The organism is Methylomonas sp. Uni0009 (assembly GCF_054188105.3).
On sequence record NZ_JBTAFN010000001.1, the window covers coordinates 2,015,542 to 2,040,436 of the forward strand.

General features: G+C 54.1%; 23 protein-coding genes. 13 read left to right on the forward strand and 10 right to left on the reverse strand.

All coding sequences use genetic code 11. From position 1 onward, the window contains the following. The first annotated feature begins 11 nt into the window (after window positions 1–11). The 3 genes from ACWAU0_RS09525 (at window position 12) to ACWAU0_RS09535 (ending at window position 2,199) form a co-directional block, all read left to right on the forward strand. Window positions 12–1,091 carry a lytic transglycosylase domain-containing protein gene (locus tag ACWAU0_RS09525; RefSeq protein ID WP_503428546.1) on the forward strand — a complete coding sequence of 360 codons (1,080 nt, stop codon included), beginning with the start codon at window positions 12–14 and terminating at the stop codon, window positions 1,089–1,091. A gap of 149 nt (window positions 1,092–1,240) precedes the next feature. Next, complete coding sequence (locus ACWAU0_RS09530) at window positions 1,241–1,930, forward strand: F0F1 ATP synthase subunit A (RefSeq protein WP_458139008.1); 690 nt, start codon at window positions 1,241–1,243, stop codon at window positions 1,928–1,930. Between the two features lie 2 nt (window positions 1,931–1,932). After that, the gene (locus ACWAU0_RS09535; RefSeq protein ID WP_020483596.1) at window positions 1,933–2,199 is read left to right on the forward strand and encodes a F0F1 ATP synthase subunit C; all 267 of its coding nucleotides are present in this window, start codon (window positions 1,933–1,935) and stop codon (window positions 2,197–2,199) included. A 24-nt stretch (window positions 2,200–2,223) separates the two neighbouring features. Here the strand turns inward: ACWAU0_RS09535 and ACWAU0_RS09540 are convergent, their stop codons facing one another. After that, window positions 2,224–4,332, reverse strand: coding sequence for an acyltransferase family protein (locus ACWAU0_RS09540; RefSeq protein ID WP_458139009.1), 2,109 nt, complete (start codon window positions 4,330–4,332; stop codon window positions 2,224–2,226). 243 nt (window positions 4,333–4,575) lie between these two features. Between ACWAU0_RS09540 and ACWAU0_RS09545 the strand changes: the two genes are divergently transcribed. Genes ACWAU0_RS09545 through ACWAU0_RS09555 form a run of 3 tightly spaced genes read left to right on the forward strand, consistent with a single transcriptional unit; the run spans window position 4,576 to window position 7,545 of the window. Next, a complete protein-coding gene (locus ACWAU0_RS09545; protein ID WP_458139010.1) occupies window positions 4,576–5,331 on the forward strand; it encodes a F0F1 ATP synthase subunit delta in 756 nt (251 codons plus the stop codon). Then, window positions 5,324–6,760 carry a F0F1 ATP synthase subunit alpha gene (locus tag ACWAU0_RS09550; RefSeq protein ID WP_458139011.1) on the forward strand — a complete coding sequence of 479 codons (1,437 nt, stop codon included), beginning with the start codon at window positions 5,324–5,326 and terminating at the stop codon, window positions 6,758–6,760. Before ACWAU0_RS09545 ends, ACWAU0_RS09550 begins: the two co-directional genes overlap by 8 nt. Beyond that, entirely contained in the window at window positions 6,757–7,545 is a 789-nt protein-coding gene (locus ACWAU0_RS09555; RefSeq protein WP_458139012.1) for a F0F1 ATP synthase subunit gamma, read from the forward strand. Before ACWAU0_RS09550 ends, ACWAU0_RS09555 begins: the two co-directional genes overlap by 4 nt. Before the next feature lie 25 nt (window positions 7,546–7,570). Here the strand turns inward: ACWAU0_RS09555 and ACWAU0_RS09560 are convergent, their stop codons facing one another. The 3 genes from ACWAU0_RS09560 to ACWAU0_RS09570 form a co-directional block, all read right to left on the reverse strand. Then, the gene (locus ACWAU0_RS09560) at window positions 7,571–7,870 is read right to left on the reverse strand and encodes a type II toxin-antitoxin system RelE/ParE family toxin (RefSeq protein ID WP_458139013.1); all 300 of its coding nucleotides are present in this window, start codon (window positions 7,868–7,870) and stop codon (window positions 7,571–7,573) included. Then, window positions 7,864–8,049, reverse strand: a complete 186-nt coding sequence (locus tag ACWAU0_RS09565) for a hypothetical protein (protein WP_171697394.1) — start codon at window positions 8,047–8,049, stop codon at window positions 7,864–7,866. Before ACWAU0_RS09565 ends, ACWAU0_RS09560 begins: the two co-directional genes overlap by 7 nt. Before the next feature lie 108 nt (window positions 8,050–8,157). After that, the gene (locus ACWAU0_RS09570; protein ID WP_458139014.1) at window positions 8,158–9,513 is read right to left on the reverse strand and encodes a sigma-54 interaction domain-containing protein; all 1,356 of its coding nucleotides are present in this window, start codon (window positions 9,511–9,513) and stop codon (window positions 8,158–8,160) included. Between the two features lie 297 nt (window positions 9,514–9,810). Here ACWAU0_RS09570 and ACWAU0_RS09575 point away from each other — a divergent pair, with 297 nt between their 5' ends. From ACWAU0_RS09575 to ACWAU0_RS09600, 6 genes are all read left to right on the forward strand, one after another. Continuing rightward, a complete protein-coding gene (locus ACWAU0_RS09575) occupies window positions 9,811–10,503 on the forward strand; it encodes an MBL fold metallo-hydrolase (protein WP_205451491.1) in 693 nt (230 codons plus the stop codon). Window positions 10,504–10,516: 13 nt separating this feature from the next. After that, a complete protein-coding gene (locus tag ACWAU0_RS09580; RefSeq protein WP_205451490.1) occupies window positions 10,517–11,443 on the forward strand; it encodes a sulfite exporter TauE/SafE family protein in 927 nt (308 codons plus the stop codon). Between the two features lie 102 nt (window positions 11,444–11,545). Further along, complete coding sequence (locus ACWAU0_RS09585) at window positions 11,546–13,423, forward strand: multicopper oxidase family protein (protein ID WP_458139015.1); 1,878 nt, start codon at window positions 11,546–11,548, stop codon at window positions 13,421–13,423. A 31-nt stretch (window positions 13,424–13,454) separates the two neighbouring features. After that, on the forward strand, window positions 13,455–14,486 hold the full coding sequence (locus ACWAU0_RS09590; protein ID WP_458139016.1) for an urease accessory protein UreH domain-containing protein: 1,032 nt from the start codon (window positions 13,455–13,457) through the stop codon (window positions 14,484–14,486). 9 nt (window positions 14,487–14,495) lie between these two features. Further along, window positions 14,496–14,915: a phosphate-starvation-inducible protein PsiE gene (locus tag ACWAU0_RS09595; protein WP_171697400.1), complete on the forward strand. Its 420-nt coding sequence runs from the start codon at window positions 14,496–14,498 to the stop codon at window positions 14,913–14,915. A gap of 30 nt (window positions 14,916–14,945) precedes the next feature. Then, entirely contained in the window at window positions 14,946–15,458 is a 513-nt protein-coding gene (locus ACWAU0_RS09600; RefSeq protein ID WP_458139017.1) for an aspartate carbamoyltransferase, read from the forward strand. On the opposite strand, the gene ACWAU0_RS09605 is transcribed toward ACWAU0_RS09600, so the two are convergent. From ACWAU0_RS09605 to ACWAU0_RS09630, 6 genes are read right to left on the reverse strand one after another with little or no spacing between them, the layout of a single operon-like run. Next, window positions 15,459–17,585, reverse strand: a complete 2,127-nt coding sequence (locus ACWAU0_RS09605; protein ID WP_458139018.1) for an EAL domain-containing response regulator — start codon at window positions 17,583–17,585, stop codon at window positions 15,459–15,461. Further along, window positions 17,582–19,231, reverse strand: coding sequence for a sensor histidine kinase (locus tag ACWAU0_RS09610; protein ID WP_458139019.1), 1,650 nt, complete (start codon window positions 19,229–19,231; stop codon window positions 17,582–17,584). The genes ACWAU0_RS09605 and ACWAU0_RS09610 overlap by 4 nt, the downstream gene beginning before the upstream one ends. Next, window positions 19,228–19,848: a DUF1638 domain-containing protein gene (locus tag ACWAU0_RS09615; protein ID WP_171697404.1), complete on the reverse strand. Its 621-nt coding sequence runs from the start codon at window positions 19,846–19,848 to the stop codon at window positions 19,228–19,230. Before ACWAU0_RS09615 ends, ACWAU0_RS09610 begins: the two co-directional genes overlap by 4 nt. Next, window positions 19,845–20,873, reverse strand: a complete 1,029-nt coding sequence (locus ACWAU0_RS09620) for a uroporphyrinogen decarboxylase family protein (RefSeq protein WP_319962333.1) — start codon at window positions 20,871–20,873, stop codon at window positions 19,845–19,847. The genes ACWAU0_RS09615 and ACWAU0_RS09620 overlap by 4 nt, the downstream gene beginning before the upstream one ends. Then, window positions 20,870–21,535 (reverse strand): cobalamin B12-binding domain-containing protein, encoded by a 666-nt coding sequence (locus ACWAU0_RS09625; protein WP_171697406.1) that lies wholly within the window; start codon window positions 21,533–21,535, stop codon window positions 20,870–20,872. The genes ACWAU0_RS09620 and ACWAU0_RS09625 overlap by 4 nt, the downstream gene beginning before the upstream one ends. Beyond that, window positions 21,535–23,172, reverse strand: coding sequence for an ASKHA domain-containing protein (locus ACWAU0_RS09630; RefSeq protein WP_458139020.1), 1,638 nt, complete (start codon window positions 23,170–23,172; stop codon window positions 21,535–21,537). The genes ACWAU0_RS09625 and ACWAU0_RS09630 overlap by 1 nt, the downstream gene beginning before the upstream one ends. Before the next feature lie 393 nt (window positions 23,173–23,565). On the opposite strand from ACWAU0_RS09630, the gene ACWAU0_RS09635 reads away from it, so the two are divergent. Next, window positions 23,566–24,855 carry an ATP-binding protein gene (locus ACWAU0_RS09635; RefSeq protein ID WP_458139021.1) on the forward strand — a complete coding sequence of 430 codons (1,290 nt, stop codon included), beginning with the start codon at window positions 23,566–23,568 and terminating at the stop codon, window positions 24,853–24,855. Window positions 24,856–24,895 lie beyond the last annotated feature (40 nt).

Genomic DNA, 24,895 nt, shown 5'->3' on the forward strand with positions numbered 1-24,895 from the left:
ACCAGACTAAAATGAAACCACCCTTGCTGCGTTTAGCTCTTCCCTTATTAGCCTTATTTTTATTAAATGCTTGCACCAGCAGTTCGCCGGTAAAGCGAGAGAAAATGGCGTCGGTAAGGCCGAATATCGTCCAACAGCGACCGTCTTATCAACCGCAACCGACGCTGTATAAACCAGCATTTTATACGGGGACGTTCCCAAAACCGGCAGCGTTGGAGCCGGCCGTGGATTTCTGGCGAAAAACCTATGCGGTCTGGCAGCGTTCCGAAGTGGCTTTTCATGACGACCGTTATTTGGATGTCGTCTACGAAGTGATGACCTTACCGGGCTACGTTGCGGAAGGCCTGACGGCAGAACAAAAAGACATGATCAGCCAGCGCCGCGAGTATTGGAAAGCCCAATTGGCGGAATTGGAAAGTAAAGTGCGTTATGGCGCGGCCTTGAACGCCAACGACCGGCAATTGATCGCCAAGCTGGAAAGTAACGGCAGATCGCTAAATAGCGTGTTGCCTGGCCTTAGCGACAGACTGCGTTCGCAGCGCGGCACTCGCGAGCGTTTTAAACGCGGCTTGGAGATCAGCGGCCGCTATGATTTGCAGTTTAGAAAAACCTTCCGCGATGCCGGCTTGCCTGAAGACTTGGCCTATCTGCCGCACGTAGAGTCTTCGTTTCAACCATCCGCCAAATCCTCCGCCGGAGCGGTCGGCATGTGGCAATTTACCAAGGCTGCCGCCAAAACCTTCATGCCCGGCGGTGATCGCGTCGATCAACGTTACGATCCTTTCGTGTCCGCCAACGGCGCGGCCCGGTATCTGAGTTACGCTTACGGTAAGCTTGGTGATTGGCCGGCGGCGGTAACTTCATACAACCACGGCATCGGCGGGATGAAGCGTGCCCAAAACCAAGTCGGCAGTGACTTCGTGCGTATCGTAGATACCTATGACGGTCCGGCCTTCGGTTTCGCCTCCCGTAACTACTATGCGCAATTCCTGGCCGCCCGCGAAATTGCTTCCAATCCCGAGCAGTTTTTCCGGGAAGGCGTCCGCTACGAAAGTCCGTTGGCCCCCGGTCAATACTTGGCTGTTGAATAAATCAGTGCTTAAAGCTTATTCCAGCGAGGCTGTCGTAAAGGGTAGGCTAGGCTGAACGCAATGAAGCCCAACATTTATATTTTGTTGGGCTTCGCTGTGCTCTGCTCAACCTAGATTGCTGTTCTGTTTGTTTAATTCGAGGTGCGGACATGAATAACGCCGAGTCGGCAGCCGATACTGTTTTTCAACTCGGTCCACTGCCGATCAGTAACACGGTCGTGACTACCTGGGGCGTGATGCTGGGTTTTGTGGTGTTAATCTTGTTGCTGCGCTTCAGCCGTCAGCCATCTTCATTGCGAAATTTGCTCGAAGCCGTGGTCGTGGCGATAGAAGGCGCGATTGCCGAAGTCTTACCGGCGGCTTCAGTGCGGCGGGTGTTGCCGTTCGTGGCCAGCTTGTGGCTGTTTGTGTTGGTGGCTAATCTGGTGGGATTAATTCCGGAACTGCATGCGCCCACCCGCGACTTGTCCGCTACCGCCGCCTTGGCGGTTCTGGTGTTCGGGTCTACTCACTGGTTCGGGATCCGTGATCGCGGCTGGCGTCAGCATTTTCGCCATTACGCCGAACCCAGTATCATCCTGTTACCGTTTCACATCATCAGCGAATTTACCCGCACCCTGGCTTTGGCCATCCGCCTGTTCGGCAACATCATGAGTCTGGAAATGGCGGCCTTGCTGGTATTGTTGATTGCCGGCTTTCTGGTGCCGGTGCCGTTATTGATGCTGCATGTAATCGAAGCGGTGGTGCAGGCCTATATCTTTGGTATGCTGGCGCTGATTTACATCGCTGGTGCGTTGGAACCTGGCGAATCCGATACATCCGCCATTCCCGAGGAATAGTCATGAATGACATCCATTTATTCAGCATGATTTCCACCGGCGTGGCCGGGCTGGTGATCGCCCTAGGCACGATGCTGCCGGCTCTGGCAATGGGCAAAGCCATCGCCGCCGCGCTAGAAGCTCTTGCTCGCCAGCCGGAAGCCGAGAAGACCATCACCCGGACCTTGTTCATCGGTTTAGCGATGATAGAGTCCTTGGCGATTTATTGTTTGGTGGTGGCCCTGATTGTGTTGTTTAGAAATCCTCTGCTTGAGTATTTTTTAAAATAACTCAACGCAGATTGCTCCAATCGTTTACTTGGACTCTTTGTCCAACCATTCAGTAAATTTGTCGAAAATAAATTTACTGCCGCGCATGGAAAGATGATCGTCATCGTAAAAATAAGACATGTCATCGTGCATGCCGCTGCAAGTCGATTCATCGCATAAATATTCGTAGGCGGGAAAAATCTTAATCCGCTTATGCGTGGCGGCATTGATAGCATCGACCGCTCGTCTGTAGTTTATATTGCGTTCTTCAAAAGACTTTCTGGACACATCGCACTCGGGCAGCGCTTTGTCTGTAATACGCAGTGGGCGCTCGTCCACACAGTTTTTAGCGCTTATACCAATCTCCGGTACGTCTTCAATAAAAACCACCACTTTGCCCAGCTTTAAAATCTCATTGATGGTTGCGACATAGCCGGAAACAAATTGATTGTAATTTTCCGTCAACACATCATCCGGGCTTCTAACAATCCGATACAGGTTTTTAGAATCAGTGTTGCCGAAGCCAAAACCTTCTATGTACATCGCGCCTCTGGTCGCAAACACTACGCGCTGAATGGATGGGAATTCCTTCAGCAGCTTTAGCACGATAGGAACCACTACCCGGCATCTTGTCGATTTTTCGGCAAATTCTTCCGTCGGATTAATGCTCACCAGATCGATGAATGGCAGGCAGCCATTGACACCTACCAATGCCAGATCGTTCGAGCCCTTGGAAATGGAGTCGTAGACAAATTGCGCGGCGTGACTATCGCCGACCACCAGCATTTTTGGGGTGGCGGTGGTAAAGCGGCACATCAAATAATTGTAACTGGCCCCTTCCAATACCGTCTTACAGCGCTCATCGACCCAGTCCTCCGGTGTGTTGTAGAGCACTGTGCCGTTTACGTCGGCATACATTTTGGTTTTGGTCTGCGCATCGGCTTTACGAAAACCCAGTCCGTCCCGAGAATATGAAGCGTAACCGACATAGCCGATACCCAGCATCAGTAGCAGCAGTATCGCGGTCTTGGCTCTGCTGTGGCTACCCAAACGTATTGGTTTTTCCACCAGTCTGTAGGTCAGCCAAGCCAATGCCACGGCCAGCAACACCGCAATGGCTCGAATATTCATGCTAGGTACGTCGGTCTCGATGATTTGCGCAAAAGACAGCAGGGGCCAGTGCCACAAATACAACGGAAAACTGATCAAGCCGAACCAGACCGCCAGCGGGTGGGATAAGACGATGCGATTAACCCAGGCATTCGGCCCGGCCGATATGATCATGACTGCAGCCAACATCGGGATCACCGCCCAACGGCCAGGGAAATTGAGTTCTTTATTGATGATGAAAAAACCGAAGGCCAGCAGCAGCATGCCCAGAATAGAAAGCGCGTTGGCCAGTGTTTTGCCGTCGGCGGCGTGAGAGTTTCGATAAACCGCGCCTGCCAGCCAACCGTCGAGCTTCAGCTTGATAGTAGAGAACGAGTCTTTCTTGTAGAGCGTCATCCAGGCCAGCAAACTACCGCATAACAGCTCCCAAAACCGGGTTTGCGGAGAGTAAAACGTCGCGACAGGATGGGCGATGACGCCTGTGATATTCAGGCCGAAAGAGACGATGGCAATCAGAACCGTAATGGTCAACAGATTGAAGTTCCGCTCCCAGGCAAACCAAAGCAACAAGGGCCAGACGATGTAAAACTGTTCCTCAATGCCTAAACTCCAGAGATGCAGCAAGGGTTTAGTCTCGCCGGAGTTGTCGAAATAGCCGGCCTCGCTCCACAGCACAATGTTGGAAACGAATCCTGCGCCTGCGGCAATATGCTTGCTCAACTGCTTGTACTCGTCGGCAAACAGCGCGAACCAACCGAAGACGTAACAGGCTACTAACACCAGAATCAGTGCCGGAAATATACGTTTAACCCGGCGGGCATAAAATTCGGTGAAGCTGAAAGTACCCTTTTCCAGGTTCTGAAAAATGATGGTCGAAATCAGATAGCCAGAAATCACAAAGAAGATGTCTACACCTATAAAGCCGCCTTGCAAACTGCTGGGAAAGGCATGAAAGGCGATAACCGAGAGCACGGCAATGGCTCTCAAGCCGTCAATATCCGGACGATACTTTGGGTGTGACAGATGTTCTTGCAAAGAGGTCATAGGGTAAAGAAATGCTAAGTGGGTTCGGACTTTCCATCTAATCTGCTCTAGCCTGGAAAGGCGGGCCGTATTCTAAGCCGTAAGTATTCGAGCCTCAAGACGTGCCTAAGCGGCAAACTGCGCAGGCTAAATTTTCAGACATCGAAACCATTGCGGGGTTTAAGATAGCGGATAAACAAAAGATCGGCGGTATTTTCGGAACAACGCCGCAAGTTCATATCCAACAAAACGGGTTACCCATCCATGATGCAATTCGACTGGACAACCTTTATCCTGGAAATCCTCAACTTTCTAGTCCTGGTGTGGATACTGCAACGCTTTCTGTACCGGCCGGTGCTGGCCATGCTCGATGCCCGGCAGCAGCGCATCAAAGACGAAACCGAGCAGGCCGCAAAATTGCGCAACCAAGCGGAAGCCCTGCGTCAACAATACGAACAACGCTTAGCCGCTTGGAATCAAGAACAGGAGACCAGTCGCCGCCAACTAGACGAAGAGTTAACTCAGTTGCGCAATACTGCAATGGAGAATCTGAAACAAACCCTAGCCGATGAAGAAGCTAAATTGCGCGTCCGCAACCAGACGCTGATTGCGGCACGGGAAGCCGCTTTGATAAGGGAAGCTGCGGGCGCGGCTTACGGGCAAGCTGCGGCTATGTTGCAACGGCTGGCTTCGCCGCAATTGACGCAGCGCATCGTCGAGGTCTTTCTGCAGGACCTGCTTGATATGCCGGACAGCGAGCTAGCGGCGCTACGCAAAGCCGCTGCTATGTTGATTGCCGCTTCTGCGGTCGAAGTGCTTAGCGCGCACCCGTTGAGCGAAGCCGATCAAGCGCGAGTGACGGAGGCCTTGTCGACTGCTGCCGGACAAACCTTGCAAATCACCTTCAAGGAAGACTCGGCCTTGATTGCCGGGTTGCGCGCCATAGTCGGCGAATGCCAATTGCACGCCAATCTGGCCGACGAACTGGCGTTTTTCCGGCGCCAAGCCAATCATGGTTGAGTCGGTTAAACCCTACCAATTCGGCTTGCGCTTATCTGAGCGCGGCTGCGTGGCCGGCATCGGCGATGGCATCGCCTGGATCCGCGGCTTGCCCACGGCGCGGCTGGACGAACTGATCGGTTTCGACGACGGCAGCACCGGCTTGGTGTTTCAGTTGGGCCGGGAAGTGTTGGGAGCGATTCTGTTGTCGCAAAACCGTGGCGTCACCGCCGGCATGGCGGTGCAACACATTGGGCGTAAGCTGGAAATTGGCGTTGGCGATACTTTAATGGGACGGGTGGTTGATCCGCTCGGCAGTCCGCTGGACGGTTTACCGCCGCCGGAATTGCGCCAGTTTCGCTCACTGGAAGCTGCCGCGCCGCCCATCATCGAGCGCGATTTCGTCTCCGAACCTTTATACACCGGCTGTAAGATCGTCGATACGCTGATTCCCATCGGTAAGGGCCAGCGCCAGTTGATCATCGGCGACGACGGCATTGGCAAAAGTGCGCTGGCTCTGGATGCGGTTCTGAATCAACGCGGCCGCAATGTATTGTGCGTGATGGTGTTGATCGGCCAGCCGCGTTCTTCCGTCGCCGGTACCCTAGAAGCGCTACGTCAGGCCGACGCGCTGGCCTATACTGTGGTGGTGGTCGCCGAAGCCAACGCTTTACCGGGTTTTCGCTATCTGGCGCCGTTTGCCGGCTGCGCGATTGCCGAGCACTGGATGCGCATGGGCCGCGACACCTTGGTGGTCTATGACGATTTGACGCGCCACGCTCAGTCCTATCGCGAGCTATCGCTGCTATTGCAACGGCCACCAGGCCGGGAAGCCTATCCGGGCGATATTTTTTATCTGCATTCCCGGCTGCTGGAGCGCTCCACCGTATTGTCGCCAGCCTATGGCGGCGGCAGCATGACCGCCTTGCCGATTATCGAAACCCGCCAGGGCGAGCTGTCGGCGTATATCCCCACTAACTTGATTTCGATCACCGATGGCCAGATTTATCTGGAGAGCAAGCTGTTCGCGGCAGGCATGCTGCCGGCCATCGACATCGGCCGTTCGGTGTCGCGCATCGGCGGCAAGGCTCAGCATCCGGCCATCAAAACCGCTTCCGCGCATATCCGCTTGGATTATTTGCTGTTTCTGGAGCTGGAGTTGTTCGCCCGCTTCGGCACCCGTTTGGAAGCCGGTGTCGAGGAAAAACTGCAACGCGGCCGTTTGCTGCGGGAAATATTGAAACAGGACCGTTTGCAACCTTTGTCCGAACGCGCGCATCTGGCCTGGTTGCTGGCCTATGGCGAGGGTTTACTGGAAAACCTCAAACCGGAACAGGCGGCCGGCGTATTGGCCGGGTTACTGGCAAAATTGCCGGATGCGTTGACTTTGGATTCGCCGAAAAAACAATGGTTGTCAGTGTTGCGGCAACTCTTGGCGGATAAAGCATGAGCCAGCGCCGGGAAGTCGAGGCGCGCTTAGTCTTGTTCGACGATTTGTCCGGCATTCTCGGCGCCATGCGCAGTTTTGCCTTGGCCGAGCTGCGGAAAGTGGGTAAGCGCGAAGCCGCGCAGCAACAAGTTGTGCAATCGCTGGAAACGGCCTTGGCCGATTTGGCCGACAGCTTGCCGGAGCCGGCTTTAAGCGCGCCCGCGAAAGACATTTGGCTGTTATTCGGTTCCGTGCGCGGCTTTTGCGGCAGCTTTAACGAAGACGTGATCCGTTACTGGCGGCAAAATGCCGATCAGCAGTGCCCTCTGATTCTGCTTGGCGAACGCCTGCACCCAATGGTTGAGGAGCACGCCGCATTGCAACGGCTGCGCGGTGCCGAAGGCGGTCTGGATGCGCTGGCAGCGATAGATAGTATTCTGGCGGCGGTGGCAGAGCTGCGCGGCGTCGAATTTGGGTTGATAGCTTGTATTCGTGACGAACAAGGGGCGCGCAGCCAACGCCTTTGGCCTCTGGCGAATGTTGCCAGCCACGCCCGGCCAAACCCGCCGTTGACTTTCGCGCCGGCAGCGGAAGTGGCTCAAGGCGTTGCCGAACATTATCTGTTTCATACCTTGCTGGCCTTATTGTTACGCTCGATTCGTGTCGAAAACCACATGCGGCTGATGCAGATGGAAACCGCGTTGCGGCATCTGGAGCGCGGCGGCGAAGAATTACAACGGCAACGCAACCGGCTGCGCCAGGAAGAAATCGTCGAGGAAATCGAGTTGATGGTGGGGCGGCATTAGCAGTCTGCGTTTAGCCATTCAATGCTTATTCCCGTTGCAGATATTCCTGTTTGAAGTCTCGCCGCTTATGAATCACACCATGGATATATAAGGTTTCGCCGATTATTTCGTAAAGTATCCGGTATGAATATACGCCGATTTCGCGCACATTTTCCTCGCCAATTTCGGAGACTGTCCTACCCAGCTTTGGCATGATCGCCAGTACATCGACTTTAGCGAGAATGTCTTGCGTTACGCGGTTTGCGTAGAGTTTGGAATCACGAGCAATAAATTGATGTATCGAGTGGAGGTCTTCGCGTGCGGGTTTTGACCAAACAATCACCATTGTTCGATTTCGCGCTTTAACTCTTCGTGGTGAATGAATTGGTCTTCAGCGATAGCTTTGCGGCTTTTGCGTAACTTGTCGACGACGTACAGCTGATACATGATTTCGTCCATGTCTGCGTTGTCAGGCAAACGGTCAATCGATTCCAGCGCTTCCTGTTTTAGAGTGGGTGCTTGCATGAATAGAGTCCCATTGATGACTGGAGCTACACCATAAAACGCAATCAATGGGACGTCAATACGATATTTGCGCGGCGTTGACGTGATTAACCTGCCAATTGAGCGAGCCTATAGCCCATACTTCCGCCGTTTCCGCCAAAAAGTCGCCCGGCTCATCCCTGCAAATTGCGCGGCCTGTTCCAGATTGTCCGGGTTATTTTCCAAGGCTTCGCGGATCAATTCCGCTTCGTTTTGACTTTTTGGACGCGGGGCAGAGTTTTGGTCAAGCGTTGCTGCCGGTCTAAGCGGCTCACGAAACTCGGGTGGCAAATCGCCTATACCGAGCTCACTGCCGCGGCCTACCGCATAGGCGTATTCGACGACATTATTCAGTTCCCGGACATTACCCGGCCAGCGGTAATCCAGCAACAGGCGCATCGCTTCCGGCGCGATGCGGTCGATATGGCGATGGCCTTGGGTGTTATGCCGGTCTATCAGGTGTTGCAGCAACAGGCTGATGTCCTGGCGACGTTCGCGTAGCGGTGGCAGAAAGATCGGCACCACTCGTAAGCGATACATCAAATCTTCTCGAAACCGCCCGGCCTTAACCTCTTCGCGCAACGATCTATGCGTGGCGGCAATAATCCGCACATCCACGCTGACCGCGCTATCGCCGCCCACCGGGGTGAAATTACGTTCCTGTATCACCCGCAGCAACTTGGCTTGCAGCTCTAGTGGCAACTCCGCTATTTCGTCCAAAAATAAAGTACCGCCGTTGGCACGTTGAAACAAGCCGGCATGATTACGCACCGCGCCGGTAAATGCGCCTTTGACGTGGCCGAACAATTCGCTTTCCAACAGGCTGGGGGTCAAGGCCGCGCAGTTGATCGCCAAAAACGGCTGATAGTGCCGTGGGCTTTCCAGGTGCAAGGCATGCGCCACCATCTCTTTACCGGTGCCGGATTCGCCGCGGATTAACACGGTGGCTTCGGTTTCGGCGACGTTGCGGATGATTTTGATGGCCTCTTTCATGGCCGGGTCGCGCGACAGAATGCCGTGAAAGCTGTCGCTGTCGTCCGGTTTTTGCTCGGGCGCTATGTCGCTTTGTGGTTGCAGAAATTCAATCGCCCCGGCGAAGCCGCCGTTGTTGTCGTAGAAGGCGCGCGCGGTTCGATAGCAATTCAGCGTCCGGCCATCCGGGCGATGTATCCGCACTGCTTGCGACTTGACGATGCCGAGTTCGGCCAGATTGCAGGGATCGTTGCCGCTGTCGCAATTCAGTGCGGTTTTGCAAGGCTTGCCTACGGTCTCGGTTGCGTTCAGGCCGAACAATTGTTCGGCGCCTTTGCTCCACAGCAAAATGTCGCTATTGCTGTCTACGATAAAGGCTGCGCCGCTTTCGAATAAATCGGTCAACACTTCTACGACTTGATCGGCGCCGATTTGGCCGAGCCAGCGTTTGAATAGGGGGGAAGAAGATGCCATGCGTTCAAGCTCGTTTTGTTTCAGTGATGTTTCAAGTGTATCAGCATCGTTTCAATATTTCATATTGAAACGCCAGGCGTGGCCGGCGCCAGACCGCTTCATCAAACCTATCGACTTAATTCTTTAAGGTAAGAAAACTAAAATAATCAATTAAAACAAAGGTATATATCTATTTATCCCATGCTGGATAGCGCTGGATTTGTGGGCCGTGCGGATATAAATACTGCCGGTAAACTGGCACGAGTATTGATATACAGCACTTATATTCTTTTTACTTTGCGCTTAATGAGGCGGGTCATGATTTTCAGACAACTCTTCGAAACAGAAACCTCCACCTACAGTTATTTGTTGGGATGCGAACGCAGCCGTCGCGCCTGTCTGATCGATCCGGTGGCTTCGGAGCTGCCGATTTATATCGATTTGCTGCAAAGCCTGAACCTCAAGCTGATTTACACATTCGAAACCCATGTGCACGCCGACCACATTACCGGCGCTGGATTGTTGCGGGAAAAGCTTGGCAGCAAGAGTGTGGTACATCGGGATGCTGGCGCGCTCTGTGCGGATTTGCTGGTCACCGACGGGGTGTTATTGCAAGTGGGCGATCTGGATATTCAGGTGCGGCATACCCCCGGCCATACCAGCGGTTGCGTCAGTTATGTGATGGCTGATCGGGTGTTTACCGGCGATGCCTTGTTGATCGGCGGTAGCGGGCGCACTGATTTCCAGCAAGGCGATGCCGGCCAGCTGTATGACAGCATCACCGGCAAGTTATTCACATTACCGCCTGATACGCTGGTGTATCCGGGGCATGATTACCAGGGTAATACCGTGTCTACCATCAAACAGGAAATGGCAAAAAACACCCGTTTGGGCCAGGGGCGCACTCGCGCCGAGTTTATCGGCATCATGAGCGAATTGAAGCTGGCGTATCCCAAGTTCATCGATCAGGCGCTGCCGGCCAATCAGTCCTGTGGGACGCCTGCCGAATAGGCGGAGTTAGCCGATGATCCTGACGCTAATCTTGGCAATCTGTATCGGCCTGCTGTTGGGCTTGTTGGGCGGCGGCGGTTCGATTTTGACGGTGCCGATGCTGGTTTACGTGCTGCATGTACCGCCCAAGACCGCGATCGTCACCTCATTTGTGGTGGTGGGTGTCTCCAGCCTGATGGCGTTGATCCCGCATGCTCGGCGCGGCCATGTCTGCTGGAAAAGTGCGCTGGTATTCGGTTTGGCCGGGATGCTCGGCGCATTTGGCGGTGGCCGCTTGGCCGGCCATTTTTCCGGGGAATGGCTCATGGTGTTTTTTGGCGCGATTACATTGTTGACGGGTCTGGCGATGATTTTCAAGAAAGCGCCAAGCCAGCCGGCTGTTGAGCAGGCGCTACCGATGTGTCCTTTACAAACACCGGTATTGCGATTGTTGTTCGACGGGGTTTTGGTCGGCGGGCTGACCGGCTTGGTTGGGGTCGGTGGCGGATTTTTGATCGTGCCGGCATTGACCTTGCTGGTGGGTTTGCCGATGCCGGCGGCTATCGGTACGTCTTTACTGGTTATTGTCATGAACGCCAGCGCCGGCTTGAGCGGCTACGCGAATCACGCCCAACTGGATATTCCCTTGATGGCGCTGGTGACGGCGGGTGCGGTAATGGGCAGTTTTCTGGGTGGCTGGTTATCCAACTTCATCAGCGCGACGGCGTTACGCCGCGGGTTTGGTTGGTTCGTGATACTGGTGGCGGTTTATGTATTGTTTAACGCGCTGAGCTGGCAACTATTGGCATCGTTAGAGCTGTGGCAGGATGACGAACGTGCCTGGCGACGAGGCTTGGCAGGATTGGCCGCCTTGTTGGCGCTCGGTTTGATAGGCAACCGCATTCATAGCCATACGCCGCGCAGAGAAGCGTTGCCAATGTCGCCCCGCCATCACCTTTGAATTAGGCTAGACTAATATTGACGGTTGTGCTACGCCGTTGATTCCGCCATCCGGTGCCAACCGCCTGGCGTATAACTATAAAAAATCGTTTGAGGAGGGTATATGTCTTATTCAATCAATACGTCACGTCGGCGCTTTTTTGCACAAAGTGGAGCGGGATTAATGGCGTGGGCTGCGGCGCCCGCATGGCTGAGAGCGATGGAAAACATGGCCGAGATGCCGACGATGCCGCCGCGCAAAGCCTCGGCCAATTTTCACCCGGACGTGGAATTGGATTTGATCTGCAAACCAAACGCGGTGGCTATTTTGCCCGGCCAGCCCACGCGCGTGCAGCAATATTTTGCCAAGTTGGTGAAGGGACCGGCGCAGACTTTAGCGGAAATTCCCGGCTCTTATTTGGGGCCGATACTGCGCTTCGAAAAGGGCCAAAAGATCAGAATCAATCTGCATAATCAGCTTAACGAACCGAGTATTACCCACTGGCATGGTTTGCATGTACCTGCGGAAGTGGACGGGCATCCGCTGTACACGATAGACAGCGGCCAAGTGTTTGTGTACGAATTTGAAATGCTTAATCGTGCCAGCATGAATATTTACCATCCGCATCCGCACAACACCACAGCCAAGCAGGTTTATCACGGTTTGGCGGGTGCGATTTTGGTTAACGACGAGGAAGAACGGCGCCTGGAACTGCCCGGCGGCGAATACGAAGTGCCGATCGTGATTCAGGACCGCAAGTTCGACGCGAATAATCAATTGCAATATGTGCATGCCATGCACGACAGAATGATGGGTTTTTACGGCGACCGGATTTTAGTGAACGGTCTGGCCAATTTTCAGCTCGACGTCGCCAGTCGAGCGTATCGTTTCCGCGTCCTCAACGGCTCAACGGCGCGCATCTACAAACTGGCTTGGGACGACAAATCGCCTATCACCGTCATCGGCACCGATGGCGGTTTGTTGGAAGCACCGGTCAATAAACCTTACGTGATGCTGGCCCCCGGCGAGCGTTTGGATATTTGGGCGGATTTCAGCGGGCGTAAAGTTGGCTCTCAGTTGGTGTTGCGCAGCCGTTCTTTTTCCGGCGTATTGCCGGGCATGGCCGAACGGATGATGGGCGGTGGTCAAGGCGATCATGGCCGTATGGGTGGCGGCATGGGTATGCATGCTAGCGCCATACCGGTGGGTAGCGACTATCCGATTTTTACGGTGAAAGTCACCCGGCAGCAAAGTGATAGTCCGAAATTACCTAACAGCCTGGCGAAAATTAACCATTACAGCGTAAACGACACAGCCAATCCCGGTAAACCGGTGCCCATCGCTATTTCGGAAGGGCCGATGCGCATGGTTTTAAATGGCCGGCCTTATGCTTATAACGATATTTTGCCGAGCGAGCGCATTCCCGTAAATACCGTGCAATTGCTGGAAATTTTTCATGCGCATGGCGGTGGCGGACACGGCGATAAAGCCGGTGGCGAGCACAGCAGTGCCGAGAAGGCCGATGCCGGTTCCCACAAAATGGGCGGTATGGGCATGATGGGTGATATGCGGCATGGTGATAACAACCAGGGCGAAGGTGAGCACCGGCGCATGGGTATGATGGGCATGCGCCACGGCGGCGAGAACGCAGAAGCCGGTGGGCATCAGATGGGCGGCATGGGCGGTATGAGCGGTATGAGCGGTATGAGCGGTATGGGAGGCGGAATGGGTATGATGATGTCCATGGCCCATCCGATTCATTTGCACGGCCAATATTTTCAAATCCTGAGCCGAACTATCGCCAATAACGAAAGCGCAGATTACGCCACGGTTAAAGAGGGTTTTATCGAAGGCGGCTGGAAAGACACGGTGTTGGTGATGCCGGGCGAGCGGGTCAAAATCATCAAGCCCTTCCAGGATTTTAAAGGTTTGTTCATGTACCACTGCCATAACCTGGAGCATGAAGATATGGGCATGATGCGCGATTTCCTGGTGGTCTAACCGGAAAGCGCCAATTGTCAGGGAGCGGGATATGACGATAATCAACAGGCATTTAACAGTCGAAGGCATGCATTGCCCTGGTTGCGAAGACGTCATTCGTCAAGCGCTGGCCGATTTACCGGGTGTGACAACCCTGGATGTCAGCTATGTGCGAGCGACGGTGGATGTGCAATTCGACGACAAGCTTGCCGACGAAGCGGCGATATACCAAGCCATTCGCGCCAAGGGCTATGGCGTGGCACTGACGCCGCGGCCTGCCGCTGGCAAGTTAAAAGGCCTGTTGATTTTTCTGTTGTTATTGCTGGCGGTCGGCGGCGTGACGTTCTGGGGCAAGAGTTTGATGCCCGGCGTAATGCAGCAAATGTCGCCGCACATGGATCAAGCGGTATTGCTGGGCATCGGTTTTCTCACCGGTTTTCATTGTATCGGTATGTGCGGCGGTTTTGTGGTGGGTTACACCGATCCTCGTCAAGCCAAGTCCCGCCAGCTGCTGGCGCATTTACGTTACGCAGTCGGCAAAACCTTGTCCTACAGCGCACTCGGTGCCGGATTTGGCTTGTTGGGCGCCACCATTGCGATTACCCCGCCGATGCGCGGCGGACTGGCGTTGGCGGCGAGCGTGTTTTTGTTGCTGTACGGGCTGAAGATGCTCAACGTCTTTGCGGTCTTGCGCCGCTTTACCTTGCGCATGCCTAAGGCCGTCAATCGCCAGCTTGCAGATGAATTGCGCAAACCGCGCAGTGCTTTGCGTACCGGCTTGTTGACCGGTTTTTTGTTGGGTTGTGGACCGTTACAAGCCATGTATGTGATGGCCGCCGGCAGCGGCGACCCGCTACAGGGCGCGTCGATGCTGTTCTGGTTTGGTCTCGGTACGTTAGTGCCATTGCTCGGATTTGGGTTCTTCGCCAGCTTGTTGTCGCAGGTTTTCATGCGCCAGCTGGTAAAGGTTTCCGCAATATTGGTGATCGCGATGGGCGTGATGATGGCGCAGCGCGGTTTAAAAATTATCCAGGCAGGCCAGATGCCCACAGCGATGCCTGCGCATACTCAGCCCGTTCAGTGAGGTAAAGTGTTGGATATTCAGCGTTTCAGACAATTGAACGAGCAGGCCAAATTGCTGGCGGACGAAATAGGCAATTTGCTGATCGAAATATTTCATTATTTGGCCTTGTTTGTCATTGGTGCCAGTATTGTCTGGTCGGCGGTGGTGGCTTACGGCGGCATGATGCTGCAAGGTCACGCCACCATTGGTGACATTTTGCTGTTGTTTATCTATTTAGAGCTGGGTGCGATGGTCGGCATCTATTTCAAAACCAACCTAATGCCAGTGCGTTGTCTGATTTACATTGCCATCACCGCGCTGGCTAGATTGTTGATCGCGGATATTCAAGCCCATCATCAGGCCGATATGGGAATTTTGCTGGTGTCCGGCGGCATTTTATTGTTGGCCTTGTCGACCGTGATCATTCGCAAGCCAAGTGACGATACCTGAACCGGCAGTTACAGATAAAGGAAGACTAAAATGAACAAATCATTACTGATTGCGGCGTTGGTGTTAACGGCTCCTATTGTCCTGGCCATTCCACCTGTCGATCCATCGCGCTTAGACGAAGTGCAAGAGCGCGGCAGCCATGTCATGCCGTTTGCACTGGAAAAAACCCTGCATATTTTCAATAAGACTGATACCGGCGGTATTCAACAAGTGATCGCTAAGGATGCCGCTGACAGCCAACAAATTGGCTTAGTGCGCAGTCATCTGTCGCAACTGGCTACACATTTTGCGGCTGGCGATTTTTCAGGGCCGCGACGCATTCATGGGGATGACATGCCGGGGCTAAACGCCTTGGCGTCGGCAGCCGGGAAAGTCAGTTTTGCCTATCGGGAATTGCCGAACGGTGCCGAGATCGAGTATTTGAGTGAAGATAAACAGTTGATAGAAGCAGTGCACAGCTACTTCGATGCCCAACTCAGCGACCACGCCCGCCATGCGGTGCCCGGCGGACATGCTATGCATCATGGTGGTCATCAGCCATAGTTACTTTTCGGCGGCTCCGGCTTGGGGATGTGATTTTTCCAACCACTCTCGATTAGGATGCCAGTGGCTGATCCAGGCGGGCAAATCTGCAGCAGGCATCGGCCGCGCAATGCCGTAGCCCTGGGCGTTATCGCAGCCCAGTTTTAGCAATAGCAAGCCATGTTCATCGGTTTCGACGCCTTCGGCTATTACTTGCCGATGAAAGGCGGCGGTGAGATTGATGATGCCGGCGACGATGGCCAGATCTTCCGGGTCGCCGAGAATGTCGCGAATAAAGGATTGGTCGATTTTTAAGGTGTCGGCCGGCAAGGCTTTAAGGTAGGTCAGTGACGAATAGCCGGTGCCGAAATCGTCCAACGCAAAGCCGACGCCCAGTTTTTGGCATTCCTTCATTACGGCGGTGACGCGGCCAATGTCTTCCAGTGCGGCTGTTTCCAATATCTCCAGTTCCAGGCAACGCGGGCGTAATTGCGGATGCGCGGCAAAGCCGGTTTTCAAGGTGTCGACGAAATCCTGGTGCAGTAAGTGGCGCGGGGCGATATTGATGCTGATGGCAATGTTCAAGCCCATGTCTTGCCACGTTTGCAGGTGGTCCAGGGCGCGGGCCAATACCCAATTGCCCAGGGCGATGACCAGTTCGGTGCCTTCTATGTCGGGTAAAAACGCCGCAGGCGACAATAAGCCGCGCTCGGGATGCCTCCAGCGAATCAAAGCCTCCGCACCCAGCACTTTACCCAGGCGCATATTGACCTTGGGTTGGAAATACAATTCGAACTGGTTATTGAGCAGCGCGGATTCGATTTGCGTTAAGGTCTCGCCGCGGACCAGCGCTATTCTGTCCAGTTCCTGATCAAACAGGTGGTAGCGATTTTTCCCGCGCTGTTTGGCGACATACATGGCTTGGTCGGCATGCCGCAGCAGCGTGTCCGCGCTTGCCAGGTCATCAGGGTATAGGGTAAGGCCCACGCTGGCCGATACGCAGACCTGGTTATCATCTATGCTCAACGGTTCCGCGACTTTGCAGAGCATGCGCTCCAATACCGCCTCGCATTCGCGGGTGTCGTTAAAGTCCAGCAAGAGCAGCACAAATTCGTCGCCGCCGATGCGGGCGACGGTATCGCCGGCTCTGAGGCAGTCGCGGATGCGTAGGGAAATTTCTATCAGTAACTGATCCCCCGCTTCGTGGCCGAATTGGTCGTTGACCGGCTTAAAACCGTCCAGATCCAGATAGCATACCGCCATATGGTTGCCGGCGCGGTGTGTGTGGGCCAGCGCTTGGGCTAGGCGGTCTGCCAGTAATACCCGGTTGGGGATGCCGGTCAGCGGATCAAAATGGGCGATGCGTTCCAGATCGTATTCATGGTTCTTCAGCGGGGTAATGTCGGCCGACAAACCGATGTAATGATGAATTTTGCCGTCGTCGTCCCGCACTACCGAAATCGAGGTCAGCGCAGCAAAAACCTCGCCTTTTTTATTGCGGTTCCAGAGTTCGCCACTCCAATGATCGTGTGCGTTCAGTGCTTGCCATATGGCTTTGTAAAATTCCGCGGATTGTCGGCCGGATTTGAGAATACTGGGATTTTTACCCAGCACTTCCTCGCGCGCGTAGCCGGTAATTCGACTAAAAGCCGCGTTGACATCAATGATGCGGTTCTCGCTGTCGGTAATGACGACGCTGTCGTGAGTGTGGGCAAATACACTGGCCGCCAGGCGTTGCCCAGCCTCGCGGCGTTGCAGCTCTTGACGAAATTGTTCGCGTTGCAACAGATTGCGAATCCGCAAGCGGGCGATTTCGATGCTGATGGGTTTGGTCAAATAGTCCGCGGCGCCCAAAGAAAAGCCCAAGGCCTCGGCTTGAATTTCGTTCAAAGCGGTCACGAACACAATCGGAATGTCTTTTAACAGCGGGCTGGCCTTGATCCGCCGACAGGTTTCGTAGCCGTCCATATCCGGCATCATGATGTCGAGCAGAATCAGATCAGGCGGCTCATCCAGCGCCAGTTCCAAGCCTTTAGCGCCGGAGGTGGCGATTTGAATTTGGTAATCGTCCTGCAATGCCAAACCCAACAAGGCCAGGTTGGCGGGAGTGTCGTCGATGGCGAGAATTTTCAATTGTTTGCTGTTCATTCGGTTTGTACTCCATTCCAACCCAAGGCTGAATAAAGCTGCCGCAACTGCTGGCGTGCCTGGTCGAATTTCATTTCGTTAACCGACTGAGCTATTTCGGAAAACCGTGGTTCTAGCGCACTAGCGCGCAGTAAATTTTGCAATGCTTTAACGTGATTAATGGCATGGAACATGTTCTTGGCCAATAAGTTATCGAGTTCGTCCATTAGCGGCCGTAATTCTTGGTTGTGGTGGAGCAAGGCGATGTCTTCTGCATTTATTGGGTCGGTTACCGCCATGACGGGTTGCTCTGGATGGGCTGGCGCAGCTTGATAATGTTCGGCATTGACTGCTGCGGAATACAGCTCGGCGCACGGGACGGGTAGGCGCTGTTGTGCGGAATTGTGGTTATGCAGTTGACAGTCAACCAGGTCGCAGCGAATTCTGAACCAGAACCGGGCACCCCTGCCCGGACTACTCTCCACGCCGGCTTCGCCCTGCATCAGCCCGGCAAAGCGTTGCACGATGGATAAGCCCAAGCCGGTGCCGGCGTAACGCCGCGTCGAACTGGCGTCGATTTGGGTAAAGGGTTTGAAAAGCAGGCTCTGTTGGTCGGCGGCAATGCCGATGCCTTGATCGGACACGGAAAATTCCAGTTGTGCTTGCGAACCTTGCCGACGCAACTCTATTACCTGGATTTTGATCGCGCCTTGATTAGTAAATTTGATGGCATTGCTGACCAGATTTGACAGCATTTGCCTGACTCTGATTTGATCCAGTTGATAGCATTGCTCGCTGGGGCCGAGCCAGACGGTTTCGATTTGCAGGTTTTTCTGATGTGCGCTTTCCCCAAACAGCGACTGGACTTCGGTGATGATTTGCCGAGGCTGCGCGGCAGAGTAAACCAGCTCCAGCCTATTCGCCTCGATTTTAGACAAATCCAACACATCGTTTAACAGGGTTAATAGAGTCTGTCCGGATGCGAGGATAGTGCGGGCGCATTCTTGATGCTTGCTTGGGTCGCAGTCAGGTAGACTCAGCAGTTGCGCCATTCCCAAGATACCGTTCAATGGGGTGCGGATTTCGTGCGACATGGTCGCCAGGAAATTACTTTTAGCCTGGTTCGCGCTTTCCGCGATGCGGGTTTTGATTTCATTGCTCAAAATCAGCGCCATGTGCGAGAAAAATGGCGATAGATAATCGCGCATTTGCGCGGAGCCCAACATGTCGGTCATTTTGATGGCACCGATTAATTCTTTGCCCACCTGCAAGGGCATGACCCAGGTGCAGGCAATAGCCGGCGTCATGCCGCGCAGTAGCGTGTGCTCAGAATCCGTGGCTTGTTCGACAAAGCGGCGCTGCTGAAAAACTTCGTTGATTAAGGGATCGTCGATATGATCAATAATTTGGCGTTCGCCGGCTAAATTGGCGTAATGGATTGCCCCCGCGTCCAGATAATAAATTTCGACATTGCTGCCGCCCAAACTGCCGCACAAAGCAGTCATTAAGCTCTCTAACAATCCTTCGACGCCGGCGATGGGGTTTAACAACTCCAGCATGTGCAGGATCAGATACAGATTGGCTTTTTCTTCCGAAAGCTTGCGGACGCGGGTTTCCAATTGCTTGATTTGGTCCTGCAGCTCTTGATGGGAAGGCACTTGGGTCATTGTTCCGCAGCAAGCCGGCGTTGAATGGCATCGGCCAAAACGGTTTCCAAATGCTCCAGGCTGACATCCATCCATGCCAGCGGTAAATCCACGAAGCGCGCAGCGGTTTCGGCGGCGGCGCTGAAATCGCCGTTACACGGGGTACGCAGCGCCAGAATATATTTATGACTACTGTGAAATATCTCCCTGATCACCGTCATATTGGCGCCGAAGCAGGCGGTGATCATGGGTTCCCAGGTCAAGGCCCAGTCTTCCAGTAAAAAATACGCGCCCTTTTCCAGTTCCTGCATGAATAACTCGTAGCCGAGCAGCATGACGATACAGTTTTGGCCGTGGGTGCGGCAGGTGTGGTGGCCCTCCAGATATTTTTCCATCAACGGGTGGCAGCCGCCGTAAAACACCACGGTTTTTTCGCCGAGTTTCTCGCGTTCTTCCAGCGCCTGATTCAGCTCGGTCGACAAACGATTCAGGTAATTGTGCAAGGCCGAATCCAGATAATGGGTATGCACGTTCCAGTGATTTTTCGCGATTAGTCCGTCCACTTCCTTACGCAAAATGCCGCAGCCCACCATGGTCAGCGGAGTTTGATTTTCCGGATGTATCGCGAAGGTTTTCATGGCAGTCTCCCGTATTCGAATGCTGCATCGACCATGGTCCGAATGTTGGCCTCGGGCACGGCCATTGGCATGACGCCGTTACCGAACAAAAAATGGCCGCCGGTTTTGCCGATTTCGACAATACGCTGCACTTCGGCGCGGGTTTGCTCGGCGCTCCAGTGAATCATTTTAATATCGTCGATCACCCCGCAGGTCAGGCCGCGATTACCGATCAGGCGTTTGGCTTCGGCTAAGTCGGCAAGTGGGCTGATGTAGTGAGTTTTGATGTGAAGTTCATCGAAAACCAAATCGATCACATCGTTAAAACCCGCCATGCCGCAGTAATAAACGATGTCCTCATTTCCGCCCGGCAGCAAGTCCCGCCGCATCCAGGGCATCACCTTTTGCTCAATTTGCTTGCGGCTGACGAAATACGGCGAGCCAAACGGCGTGGAGTAAATCAACACATTGGCGCCCAATGCCCGTAAGGCGGCGATTTCCTGCCGGCAGAAATCCGAGCATTTGCGCAGCAGTTCGTCGCGGACATCAAACGGGCCGAGCAGGAATAACTCCATCCATTTATCCATACCCATCAAGATGGCCGGCAAGGTGGTCGAGGCCGTGACGTAGGCGCAAATCGGATGCGTGGTGCCGACTTCGCAGCACAAAATCTTTAGACAGTCGGCAACCGATTGCCAGGCCGGATGCTGTGTAATGTCGGTGGGAATGTCGAGTTTGGCAATGTCGTCCAGGTTTTTGATGACGAAGTCCGCGACATTTGGAACGCCGTCGTCGGCAAACAGGATTTCCCGGCAACCCAGCAACTCCGCTTCCTTGCCAACATAATGCAGACTCCAGATGTTGTCGTAGCCGTAGCGCCGCAACAGGCGTAATTGGCCGTCGGCCACATATTCACCCCTGCTGAAGTATTGCTTGGCGGGCATACCCAATTCTCGGGCGCCGTGATCGGACATATTGCAAAAAACCGGAATGCGCGGCGCGGGGTTGCCGGTCGCCGTCGCGGTGAGGATTTCCAAAGGTGTCATGGCTTGACCTCGCGAATCAGATCGACGATGACTTTAGCGGCGGTGACGCCATCCGGCGCCCAGGCATCCGCGCCGACCTTGGTGTACAACTCCGGATCGAAACGGTAGGGAGCGCCGCCGACCGCCAGTTTGATTTGTTGTTCCAGACCACGTTCTTGTAACAAACTGCGCACACCCAGGCTGCCTTTTTCGCTGGTGGCGGTGTGGACCATCATCGCGGATACCGCGATGACTTGAGCGTTCTCGGCTACCGCGGTATCGACGAATTTTTCGGCAGTGACGTTGGTGCCCAGGTCGACCACATCCACCATCAGCGATTTCAAGCAGCCGCTAACGATCCGTTTGCCCAAGGAATGCAAGTCGCCGTAGGCGGCACCGATGACGACCCGGCCTATCATTTCCGGCGGCTTACTGAATTTTTCCAGCATTTTTTCGGTGACGTCGGCCGCAATTTGCGCGGTCATGAAATGCTGGGCCAGATTGGCGTCCGGATCTTTTTCGATTAAGGTCATCATCAACTCGATGGCCGGGATGACTAATTTGAAGACGATATCCTCGGGGCTGAATCCGTCGTTTAAGGCGTGATTGACGACCTCTAGGGCGGCCGGCTTATCGGTTTCGAATACCGCCTGGTTATAGGATTGAATATAAGCGTCGAGCATTATTCGAATTCCTCGATGGACATGGGCTGCAAGCGTAAATTGTCGATAAAGCGGTTTTCATATTCGAAAACCCCGCCAAGATTGACCACGCGCGCCCGTTGCACAATATTGTTTAACAGACTGGGCCCGGCCGGATTCAACAGCAGTTGTTCGCAGCCGGCCAGACTGGCATTGGCCAGCAGGCTGACCCGTTCGGGGGGTATAGGAGGCAGTAAGCCAACTCGGAACCCGCTGTTTAGGTCCAAATGTTGACCAAAACTTCCGCAAATCCACAGACGATTCAAATCGCTTATTGCCAAGCCTGCGTACGACATCAATTGTGACATGGCAGCGGCTGTCGATGCCTTGGCACGCTGGAAAATATCGATGTCGCTCGCAAAAATGGCACTTTTGGGAATGTCGGCTTGCAATAAAAAGCCTTGTTCGGACAGCGGTTCGGCGAAGCGTCCGGACGGTTTCAGATGCTTTTGGTCCAGTAGCAAGGCAATGGCATCAATGAAGCCGCTGGCGCAGTAGCCGCGCGCCTGGACATCTCCTATCGTCCGTAAGCCGCTTGCCGACACTTTGCAAATTGCACCGGCTTCTGCGGTTAAACCGTTGCGCATGCCTACGCCTTCGAAAGCGGGGCCGCCCGGCACGGAACTGACCCACAGGTTGCTGCCGTCCCACACGGCGATTTCGGTATTAGTGCCGAAGTCGGCCAACAGCATCGGTTGCGATTGTTCAGTAATGCCGGTAGCGAGCAGGTCGGCCAGTAAATCCGAACCAATAAAACCAGCCAGCGGTTGGGCGATGTCGATGTCGGCATGCGGTGTGCGCCATGTCTGCCGCCAGGCATCGGCATCGGCAGGCTGGCAGGCGATAGGGCTTTGCCAGTTCTCGGGCTGGTAGAGGCAGTCGCCGCTATTGCCGCAAATCAGCGTCAACATCGCGGTATTGCCCACTATTAATACTTTGCCCAGTTCCGCCAGTATCGGCGTTATTTCGCCCATATCGCGGCTGAGAATGTCGCGTATGCCGTCGATGATGGCCGCGCGCGCTTCCCGGCCTATGCGTCGGCAATCTTGATCGTCCAGGCGCTCGGCATCCAGCCGGGTCAGAATGTCCGCGCCATGCGCGACTTGTGGATTGATGCTGTAGCGGGTGCCGATGCGTCGGCCGGATTGCCGATTCCACAATGACAGGCGGATGTGTGTCGTCCCCAGATCGACCGCCACCCCGTAGACATATTCGGAAACGGTTGGATTGCCCTGGGCTTGATAAAGCGGGGTGGGGTCCAGACTTTTCCAGGCGGAATGCGGCGCCGGATTGTCCAGATAAAGCGTGCAGTCGCTGCGTGCCTGCAACTGGCAGGCTAAGCGTATGCCGCCAGCCAAATCTTCAGGAAGCAGCTTTTGCCGTTCCGCCAGCGTCGGTGGGTTAAATTCGCCGTCGACGGTTTGAATCAGACACGCGCCACAGGTGCCCAAACCGCCACAGGCCGCGCGTACCCGCAAAGCGGTAGTGTCGAGGGCTTGGCGTACCGTCAGATCGGGTTTGAGCAGTATGCGTAACGTCTGATCGTTACTGCCGACCGTTGCCAGCATATCGCCAGCTGGGGGGGGCGGCCGTCCGGTATCGGGAGGGATGGTGGTCATAGGCGATGGAAACCTGTAGGAGTAGTAGCAATTGCGCTTTCGCTTTCGTTGAGGCCTGGCATGATGGGGTTTGATCTATTCGGCATGGGCAAAACAGCCAGTGGTTTTCCCCTTTTATTTTAGTGTGTATTGGTGGTTTCGCTGATCCAATCTTGTGGCGTAAGCGATTTGTCTTTATTAGATCGGGTTTTACGGCATAAACTCCGTGATATGCGGTTATAAGCAGTGCCAAAAGGCACTTTAGGCTATCGGCACACTGTTCATGCTGGAATGTCATCAACAATCGGGTAAACTTTGCCGATGCGCCAAAAAGCGGGTCGTGACCGGAATCGGCTTGCCTGAGACGCTTGCAGTCAATCCAGATCATGGTTCACCTAAGCCAACGGAATTTAGATGGAATCCGATAAACAATCGACAGAGCGCCAAGCCACCATTCTGTTAGTCGATGACGAGTCTATCAACCTGTCGGTTTTCGGGCAGTTTCTCGCCCCGTATTACCAGATTTTGGTAGCGACCAACGGGCAGCGTGCGTTGCAATTGGCGGGTGGTGCGCCAAAGCCGGATTTGATTTTGTTGGATGTGATGATGCCCGATATGGATGGGTATGAAGTCATCGGCCAGCTAAAAGCTGATCCCAAAACCGGCGATATTCCCGTGATATTCGTGACCGCCTTGACTTCTGATCTGGAGGAAGAGCGGGGTTTGTCACTGGGTGCGGTGGATTATCTTTACAAGCCGTGTCATTTGTCGATTCTATTGGCCAGAATCAAAACCCAGCTGGAACTGAAGCATGCCCGGGATTGGCTAAAAAACCAAAATACCTATCTGGAAGCCGAAGTGCAACGCCGGCATCAGGAGAATCAGTCTGTACATTTGCAACTATTACAATCGGAAAAATTGGCGGCGATAGGGCAACTGGCGGCCGGCATTGCCCACGAAATCAATAATCCGATTGGTTTCGTCAATTCCAATTTGAACACGCTGAACGGCTATTTGTGCGACGTTTTTTGCGTGATGGATGCTTACAACGCCGCTTTAGCCGAAAAAAACTTTTCGGAGGAGGCGCTGCAAAACTTGCGCACGCTGAAACAAACCAAGCAGCTTGACTATTTGCGCGGCGATATTCCGGAATTGATTGCTGAGTCCATGGAAGGTTTGTCGCGGGTGCGTGACATTATTCAGGATTTGAAGGATTTTGCGCATGCCGATAAAAACGATTGGGAATTGGCCGATTTGCATAAAGGGTTGGATTCCACGCTGAATATTATCAACAACGAGCTGAAGTACCATTGCACCGTGCACAAGCAATACGGCGAGATACCGGAGATTTATTGCCTGCCTTCGCAATTGAATCAGGTGTTTATGAATTTACTGATTAACGCCGCGCACGCAATTGATACCAAAGGCGATATTCATATTAGTACCGGTTGCACGGAGCCGAATGTCTGGGTGGAAATCCGCGATAACGGCAAAGGTATTGCCCCGGAGAACCTGCCGCGTTTGTTTGAGCCGTTCTTCACCACCAAGCCGGTCGGCAAGGGCACCGGGCTAGGCTTGTCGGTTTCGCAGAATATCGTCCGTAAGCATGGCGGTAAAATCGAAGTAACCAGCCAGCCTGGGCAGGGTAGCCGGTTTCGAGTCTGGCTGCCGATTCGGCCGCCGGAATCGGCGTCTGCCGAATAGTCCGGTGCGTCTGGCGGTTTTTGAATACCAAACTTGCAGA

Bases quoted from the DNA above. Each gene is read 5' to 3' on its own strand.
- ACWAU0_RS09525 (WP_503428546.1), top strand. From the start codon at position 12: ATGAAACCACCCTTGCTGCGTTTAGCTCTTCCCTTATTAGCCTTATTT.
- ACWAU0_RS09530 (WP_458139008.1), top strand. From the start codon at position 1,241: ATGAATAACGCCGAGTCGGCAGCCGATACTGTTTTTCAACTCGGTCCA.
- ACWAU0_RS09535 (WP_020483596.1), top strand. From the start codon at position 1,933: ATGAATGACATCCATTTATTCAGCATGATTTCCACCGGCGTGGCCGGG.
- ACWAU0_RS09540 (WP_458139009.1), bottom strand. From the start codon at position 4,332: ATGACCTCTTTGCAAGAACATCTGTCACACCCAAAGTATCGTCCGGAT.
- ACWAU0_RS09545 (WP_458139010.1), top strand. From the start codon at position 4,576: ATGATGCAATTCGACTGGACAACCTTTATCCTGGAAATCCTCAACTTT.
- ACWAU0_RS09550 (WP_458139011.1), top strand. From the start codon at position 5,324: ATGGTTGAGTCGGTTAAACCCTACCAATTCGGCTTGCGCTTATCTGAG.
- ACWAU0_RS09555 (WP_458139012.1), top strand. From the start codon at position 6,757: ATGAGCCAGCGCCGGGAAGTCGAGGCGCGCTTAGTCTTGTTCGACGAT.
- ACWAU0_RS09560 (WP_458139013.1), bottom strand. From the start codon at position 7,870: ATGGTGATTGTTTGGTCAAAACCCGCACGCGAAGACCTCCACTCGATA.
- ACWAU0_RS09565 (WP_171697394.1), bottom strand. From the start codon at position 8,049: ATGCAAGCACCCACTCTAAAACAGGAAGCGCTGGAATCGATTGACCGT.
- ACWAU0_RS09570 (WP_458139014.1), bottom strand. From the start codon at position 9,513: ATGGCATCTTCTTCCCCCCTATTCAAACGCTGGCTCGGCCAAATCGGC.
- ACWAU0_RS09575 (WP_205451491.1), top strand. From the start codon at position 9,811: ATGATTTTCAGACAACTCTTCGAAACAGAAACCTCCACCTACAGTTAT.
- ACWAU0_RS09580 (WP_205451490.1), top strand. From the start codon at position 10,517: ATGATCCTGACGCTAATCTTGGCAATCTGTATCGGCCTGCTGTTGGGC.
- ACWAU0_RS09585 (WP_458139015.1), top strand. From the start codon at position 11,546: ATGTCTTATTCAATCAATACGTCACGTCGGCGCTTTTTTGCACAAAGT.
- ACWAU0_RS09590 (WP_458139016.1), top strand. From the start codon at position 13,455: ATGACGATAATCAACAGGCATTTAACAGTCGAAGGCATGCATTGCCCT.
- ACWAU0_RS09600 (WP_458139017.1), top strand. From the start codon at position 14,946: ATGAACAAATCATTACTGATTGCGGCGTTGGTGTTAACGGCTCCTATT.
- ACWAU0_RS09605 (WP_458139018.1), bottom strand. From the start codon at position 17,585: ATGAACAGCAAACAATTGAAAATTCTCGCCATCGACGACACTCCCGCC.
- ACWAU0_RS09610 (WP_458139019.1), bottom strand. From the start codon at position 19,231: ATGACCCAAGTGCCTTCCCATCAAGAGCTGCAGGACCAAATCAAGCAA.
- ACWAU0_RS09615 (WP_171697404.1), bottom strand. From the start codon at position 19,848: ATGAAAACCTTCGCGATACATCCGGAAAATCAAACTCCGCTGACCATG.
- ACWAU0_RS09620 (WP_319962333.1), bottom strand. From the start codon at position 20,873: ATGACACCTTTGGAAATCCTCACCGCGACGGCGACCGGCAACCCCGCG.
- ACWAU0_RS09625 (WP_171697406.1), bottom strand. From the start codon at position 21,535: ATGCTCGACGCTTATATTCAATCCTATAACCAGGCGGTATTCGAAACC.
- ACWAU0_RS09630 (WP_458139020.1), bottom strand. From the start codon at position 23,172: ATGACCACCATCCCTCCCGATACCGGACGGCCGCCCCCCCCAGCTGGC.
- ACWAU0_RS09635 (WP_458139021.1), top strand. From the start codon at position 23,566: ATGGAATCCGATAAACAATCGACAGAGCGCCAAGCCACCATTCTGTTA.